General features: G+C 41.7%; 7 protein-coding genes. All 7 read left to right on the forward strand.

Features of this window, described 5'->3' with window-relative positions:
* Positions 1-5: 5 nt before the first annotated feature.
* The 7 genes from ABJF11_RS04570 to ABJF11_RS04600 all read left to right on the forward strand — a co-directional run bounded on the left by ABJF11_RS04570 (position 6) and on the right by ABJF11_RS04600 (position 6,542).
* Complete coding sequence (locus tag ABJF11_RS04570; RefSeq protein ID WP_348118368.1) at positions 6-908, forward strand: WD40 repeat domain-containing protein; 903 nt, start codon at positions 6-8, stop codon at positions 906-908.
* Between the two features lie 244 nt (positions 909-1,152).
* On the forward strand, positions 1,153-1,989 hold the full coding sequence (locus tag ABJF11_RS04575; protein WP_348118370.1) for a DivIVA domain-containing protein: 837 nt from the start codon (positions 1,153-1,155) through the stop codon (positions 1,987-1,989).
* Positions 1,990-1,992: 3 nt separating this feature from the next.
* Positions 1,993-2,355, forward strand: a complete 363-nt coding sequence (gene folB / locus ABJF11_RS04580; protein ID WP_348118371.1) for a dihydroneopterin aldolase — start codon at positions 1,993-1,995, stop codon at positions 2,353-2,355.
* 70 nt (positions 2,356-2,425) lie between these two features.
* A complete protein-coding gene (locus tag ABJF11_RS04585) occupies positions 2,426-3,514 on the forward strand; it encodes a DUF4097 family beta strand repeat-containing protein (RefSeq protein ID WP_348118372.1) in 1,089 nt (362 codons plus the stop codon).
* Between the two features lie 180 nt (positions 3,515-3,694).
* Entirely contained in the window at positions 3,695-4,909 is a 1,215-nt protein-coding gene (locus ABJF11_RS04590; protein ID WP_348118374.1) for a di-heme oxidoredictase family protein, read from the forward strand.
* Between the two features lie 4 nt (positions 4,910-4,913).
* Entirely contained in the window at positions 4,914-5,321 is a 408-nt protein-coding gene (locus ABJF11_RS04595; protein WP_348118375.1) for a Rieske 2Fe-2S domain-containing protein, read from the forward strand.
* 24 nt (positions 5,322-5,345) lie between these two features.
* Positions 5,346-6,542 (forward strand): hypothetical protein, encoded by a 1,197-nt coding sequence (locus ABJF11_RS04600; RefSeq protein ID WP_348118377.1) that lies wholly within the window; start codon positions 5,346-5,348, stop codon positions 6,540-6,542.
* The last annotated feature ends 160 nt before the right edge of the window (positions 6,543-6,702 follow it).

The raw sequence follows: 6,702 nt of genomic DNA on the forward strand, positions 1-6,702 counted from the left end.
TAAGCATGGTTGAAATTCAGAAACCTATCACTTATACAGGTCATTCAGATGCTGTCTATACGCTAGAGAGAGGTATCGAACCTCATTTATTCTATTCCGCTGGTGGAGACGGAAATATCGTAGAGTGGGATTTGAATACATCAGATAGCGGTCGCCTCATTGCTAAAGTTCAAGCCTCTGTCTATTCAATCAGATTGGTACCAGAAAGACACATGCTGATAGTCGCACAAAACTACGAAGGCATCCACCTGATAGACGTACTTTCCAACAAAGAACTTGGGTCGCTGCAGTTTACAACTTCGGCTATTTTCGACATGAGAGTAGCTGGAGATTTACTGATTGTGGCCACAGGAGAAGGTAAAGTATACGTGATCGACCTTCCAAAGCTAAGAGTTATTAAAGAAGTCGAAGTATGTGATCAAAATCTTCGAGATCTACTTATTCAAGGAGACAATACCTGTCTGGTAGCGTCAAGCGACGGTTTTATTCGTAAATATCTGCTACCCGATTTTACTCTGGTCAGTGAGTTGCAGGCACATGACAATTCGGTATTTGCACTTCTGCCTAAAGGTGATACGCTTGTAAGTGGAAGCAGAGATGCCAGATTAAAATTCTGGAATACGGAAGATGAGCTGTCTCTGGATCAGTCAATCAATGCTCATATGTATGCAATCAATGATGTAGTAGCGCGACAAGATGGTGCATATCTGGCAACGGCTAGCATGGATAAGACTATTAAAATTTGGGACTATGCCAATCGCAAATTAATCAAAGTAGTAGACAAGGCAAGACATAAAGGTCACCTGTCATCGGTCAATAAGCTGCTTTGGCTTGAGCACGAAGATCTTTTGATCTCCTGTAGTGATGACCGTTCTATTGGCGTATGGCGTATAAATATTGAAAAATAATGTTTATTATTGCAGATATAAGCCGCCCTTAAGTAAATAAACTACCATTTTTTACGTAATTAAAAAGTATATTGAGAGTATTAGGTATAGAAAACTAGTAGTCAAAATAGCTTGAAAAAGACATCTTTCGGATGAGGTGATTCAATCATAATTGATCCCTATGGTGTTTATTTAAACGATCAAAAGACGCATAAAACTGATATAATTGACAGTGCATGCGGCATTGAACAGAAATTTTAGGCACATGAAAATTACTCCATTAGAAATCAGACAAAAGACTTTCGAAAAGTCTTTTCGAGGACTGGACAAAGACGAGGTAGCAGCTTTTTTATTATCCCTATCGCATGAATGGGAACGATTGCTTGATGAAAAGAAAGCTTTAAACGTTCAGCAAGATAAACTCGAAAAAGAAGTACAGAAGCTTAGAGAGGTGGAAACTACCCTTTTCAAAACGCTGAAAACGGCAGAAGACACCGGTGCAAATGTGATCGATCAAGCCAATAAGACGGCCACCCTGCACATGAAAGAAACTCAAATCAACGCAGATGCCATGATCAGCGACGCCAAAAATAAGGCACGCACTATCATCGAGAAAGCTGAGATGGAAGCCCGCGATATCATGGAAGAGATGACTAACGAAGTCAAAGGGCTTGAAGAAAATTACCGCATTATTGAGAATCAACGAGATCACATCATTTCTCAACTCAAACTCCTCTCTGGCGACGTAATGAGCAAGGTAGAGAAGATCAAATACCAGGAATCTGGCATTGAAACCCATGTTAAAAAGGTAAAACAACTGCTCAGAGAGACTTCGGAGAAGGTAAGCAACCACTCAGACGAAAGCTTTTCTAAGATAGAATCTATTCAACTCGATGAGATAAAGCCAGTCAAACCGGAAGAAGCAAAGGCAGCTCCTGTAGAAAACAAAGAATCTGACGCAGAAATGGTAAAGAAAAACTACATCTCAGAGCAGAATCCAATAGCCAGAACTCCCGCTCCAAGTCCTGAAGCAAGATCAGCACCAAAGAAAGAAGCGGTGGTAGAAGGTGGATTGTCCTTTTTTGACGAACTGGAAGATTAATTAATGACGACAATACGGCTGGAAGGTCTAGACTTCTTTGCTCATCACGGGTACTATGATGAAGAAAGAAAAGTAGGTAATAGATATACGGTAGATGTATCAGTTGATCTCGATGAGGTCAACTTTAACGACGATGATTTGAATCATACGGTCAACTATGAAGACATCTACCTCACCGTCTCTACGGTCATGTCGGTCTCCACTAAGCTTCTGGAAACCCTTGCTTCAGCTATTTGTCAAGAACTTTTAAGGCAGTTTCCAGATATTACTCAAGTCAGTACCGCTGTGAGCAAGCACAATCCACCTATAAAAGGAGTATGCAATAAAGCCACCGTTTCCATTACTCAGCGAAGAAACAATATTTAATACCCAAGTCGTGCAACCCCTTTGGATTTAATAGGTCTTTGGTTTGTCATTTACTACAAACATAAAAGCCATGAAAAAATCAATACGTGTAGCACTACTACTGATCTTCGCTTCATTCACCTCTTTCACATTTGCTCAGAAAAGTAAATTTTCATTCAATGAAGTTTACAAAGTCTCGGATTCGCCATCATTGGAAGTGACCGGGAGTGATGGAAACATTGCAGTTTTCCCATCCGAAAAAAATGAAATAGAAGTATTCTTCATTGTAGAACGCAATAAGGAAGTATTGGACATAACCAGATCTGAGCTTGAAGAAGAATTTACTATTGAAATTTCCTCAGGAAAAGACTTTCTACGAATTTCTGTCAAGGAAAGATTTCAATATCGAATGATCGATTGGAGAGACAGAATCAATGTGTCTTTCGAGATATACACGCCTTTCAAAACAATGACCGATTTGCACACCTCCGATGGGAATATCGATGTCAGAGGACTCATAGCCGATCAAAAATTGTATACAAGTGACGGGAATATATATGTGTCCAAGATCAATGGTAGAGTCAATGCCCGGACGTCTGATGGTGATATAATTATAAATAGGGTGAATGGTGACGTGGAACCAGTCACAAGTGATGGCGACATAGAACTGACACAGGTAGAGGGCAATGTTGACGGGAGAACCTCAGATGGCGATGCAGACATCCGTGGTGTCAAGGGTGATGTGAATATGGTAACCAGCGATGGAAATCTGACAGGAGAAGACATTATTGGGGATGCGAAATTGAGAAGTAGCGACGGCGATATACGTCTGCTTCAATCTAACGGCAAAATGACCCTAAATACCTCCGATGGAAATATCACTTTTCGAGACTTGAAAGGTTCACTGAGCGCACGTACCTCAGATGGTCAAATCAAAGGTAATATGTTAAGACTGGATGATAATCTAGAATTGAGGACCTCTGACGGTGGTATCGCAGTGACTGTTCCTAATAATCAAGGCCTGGATTTACTTCTCCGTGGAGAGACGATCAGAACGCAGCTTGACAATTTCTCAGGTACGGCCAAAGATCACTTGGTCGAAGGGCAAATCCGAGGAGGGGGTAAGCTGGTTAGTCTGCATGCTTCAGACGGTACGGTTTCACTCTCCTATATGGAATGATTTGTTGTTGAACCTACAGAATACTATAAAGGACCTTTAGGGCCCTTTTTTTATTTGATGAAATGAAGCGAATTTGACCACTCACCCATTTGTCAGGTTTGTAGATATTTCTAATCATATTTTTAGACTGATCTAAATAAATTACTAGATTTGCATTAAAATATTATTAGAATAGTAAAAATGAAAAAAATCTTGTGGTATACCCTGGTAGCTTTGATTTTTCAGAGCTGCGATGAGATCATGCCTAAGGCTCCTGCCGAAAATGAAGTATTAGATGGTCCAATTGATGGTCTTTCGGCTGCTCAGACTCGAACGTTTATTGCCGGAGATGAAGCTTTTGCCGAAGTTTTTACTCCTGATACTGGCTTGGGCCCTTATTTCGTGATCTCTTCGTGCATTGCCTGTCACCCAGGGGATGGAAAAGGCCATCCGTCGTCGGCACTGGTTAGATTTGGTAGATTCGATGGTGGCAATTTTGATCATATGCTAGGCATGGGTGGTCCACAACTGCAGAATAGAGCCATTCCTGGGTTCGAACCTGAGTCCATTCCTGTTTCTGCTACAGGTATTACCACTTTTTTAGCTCCAGCGGTTACCGGGTTGGGGCTGCTGGAGGCCGTTTCTGATAGTGATCTTTTGGCCAATGCTGATCCTGACGACGCAGACGGTGATGGAATATCAGGGGTCCCCAATTATATTACTCCACCCGAATTCTTTACGCCCGGGTCATATCATACTGCCAATAACGGGAGATACATAGGCCGATTTGGCAAAAAGGCGGGAGCGATCGATTTGCTCATGCAGACCGTAGGTGCCTACAAGCAGGATATGGGCATCACTTCAGAGTTTGATTCAGAAGATCCTATCAACTACAACGAAGCTGATATTCCGATAAGTCAGGTTGATGACCCTGAAGTATCTACCGCAACAGTGAATCAGGTGGTTTTTTATCTGAGTACTTTGAAACCCCCAGTCAGACGCAATCAAAACGACAATCAAGTCCAGCAAGGTGAGATGCTTTTCGAGCAAATCGGTTGTACGTCATGTCATTTGCCTACCCTTAGAACAGGGGATCACGCAGTAGAAGCTTTGGCAAACAAAGTATTTCACCCCTATACAGACTTGCTGATGCACGACATGGGACCAGGTCTGGACGATGGATACACAGAAGGAACGGCTACTACCTCAGAATGGAAAACTCCGGCACTTTGGGGACTTGGTCTATCACCAGATGCCCAAGGGGGTAATTATTTTTTGCTGCACGATGGACGGGCTGGAAGTATAGAAGAGGCAATCATTCTTCACGGCGGAGAGGCCGAGCAGGCAGCCACACAGTTCTCTGTGCTCTCTAATCAGGATAAAGAATTTGTCATCAAGTTTTTAGAGTCACTTTAAAACTATGAAAAGAAGAGAATTTCTTAAAAACAGTGGCATGGTTTGTTTGGGAGCTGTTGCAGGTGGCAGTATGCTGGCTTCTTGCTCTAAAGTATATTATGCCAGCTTTTCTGTAGAAAACAAATCGATCAAGATTTCTAAGTCCGAATTCGAAGATAGGGATTCGGTCATAATCAAAGATGACCGACTACCCGCACCAATTTACATAGTACAAGAAGGAGATGGTTATTCTGCGGTTCTGATGCTGTGTACGCACAAAGAATGCGAAGTAACCCCCTTTGGACAGGAGCTACACTGTCCATGTCATGGTAGCGAGTTTACCAATAAGGGCCAGGTAATTACGGGTCCAGCAGAAGATGACCTCAAGAAATTTAAGGTTACTTCTGACGCTAATTTTATCTATATCACCTAATCCTGTTAAGCGAATCCTGATATCATGAAAATCTTAAAGACCATACTCTTACTTTCGATTTTAATCGTTTCGCAGCTGAAGGCTCAAGACAGAGATTCTACTTATACAAACCTTGAGGCGATTTTCAACAGACCCTTTATTTATGAAGCTCAAAGAGGAGCTTCTTCTGCGTCTATTGGTGGATATATTGAGGGTAATACAAATTATTTTACAACTGATGGTATTTCTGATGGTTACAGCATGGAGCTACGGCGATTCAACATCTTTATTTTTGCCAGCGTACACGAAAGGATCAAATTTATTTCTGAATTGGAATTTGAGCATGGCACTGAAGAAATTGCCCTCGAGACCGCGCTGTTGGATTTCGAGATTCATCCCGCTCTGGTTTTTAGAATGGGAATCTTGCTGCCGCCAATAGGTTATTTTAATCAAAATCATGATAGCCCTAAATGGGAGTTTATTGACCGGCCGCTGGTTTCTACTCAGGTGATTCCATCTACCTTGTCAGAGGTAGGATTAGGTTTTTATGGAAAAGTGCCTGTAGGCAAACATAAAATGACCTATGAGCTCTACCTGACTAATGGGTTGCAGGATGGAGTGATTGCGAATACGGACAACAGAACATTTTTTGGAGCGGGAAAATCGGAAGATATGTTCGCAGAAGACAACAATGGAGTGCCTGCAGTATCAAGTAGAGTTGCCTTTAGCCTTTCAGGACTTGGTGAGTTTGGTGTTTCCGGATATACTGGCATCTACAACGAGTTCGAGATAGAAGGGCAATCGGTGGAAGAGAAACGGAGAGCAAGCCTTTTTGCTTTAGACTTCAATATTAAACTGGCCAAACTTCAATTAATCAGTGAGACTGCATGGGCAGCTATTGATATTCCCAACAACTATGGGCAGCAGTTTGGAAGCCGTCAGTTTGGTACTCATCTGGATATGATCTACCCCATCATGAAAAAAGACCTATTGGGCTGGAAGGATGTGACCCTCAACGTGATCAACAGAGTGGAATATATCGATTACAACATAGACGAATTTGAAGAAACAGGTACTAATATTTATGATCATATATACGCACTGGTGCCTGGGCTAAGCCTTCGATTTTCAAGCAATACATTACTAAGGATCAACTATAGAAGACATTGGGAACGTGACGTTCTCGGGAATCCGGTATCAAAAACAGCAGGTTTCCAATTTGGATTTGCCAGCTACTTCTAAGTTTTCCCAAGACTTAAACCTGAAATATGCATTAGATAATCTATTCCAATCATAAAGCACTTTGAAATAGACACTAAACATATATTTATTGAATCACCATAGCGGTGCTATGCCTCTTCAATATAAGTGACTCTTTCTTTGCGCTTTATAGCTTTCATCA

It is taken from the genome of Reichenbachiella sp., from assembly GCF_039941815.1.
GTDB lineage: Bacteria > Bacteroidota > Bacteroidia > Cytophagales > Cyclobacteriaceae > Reichenbachiella.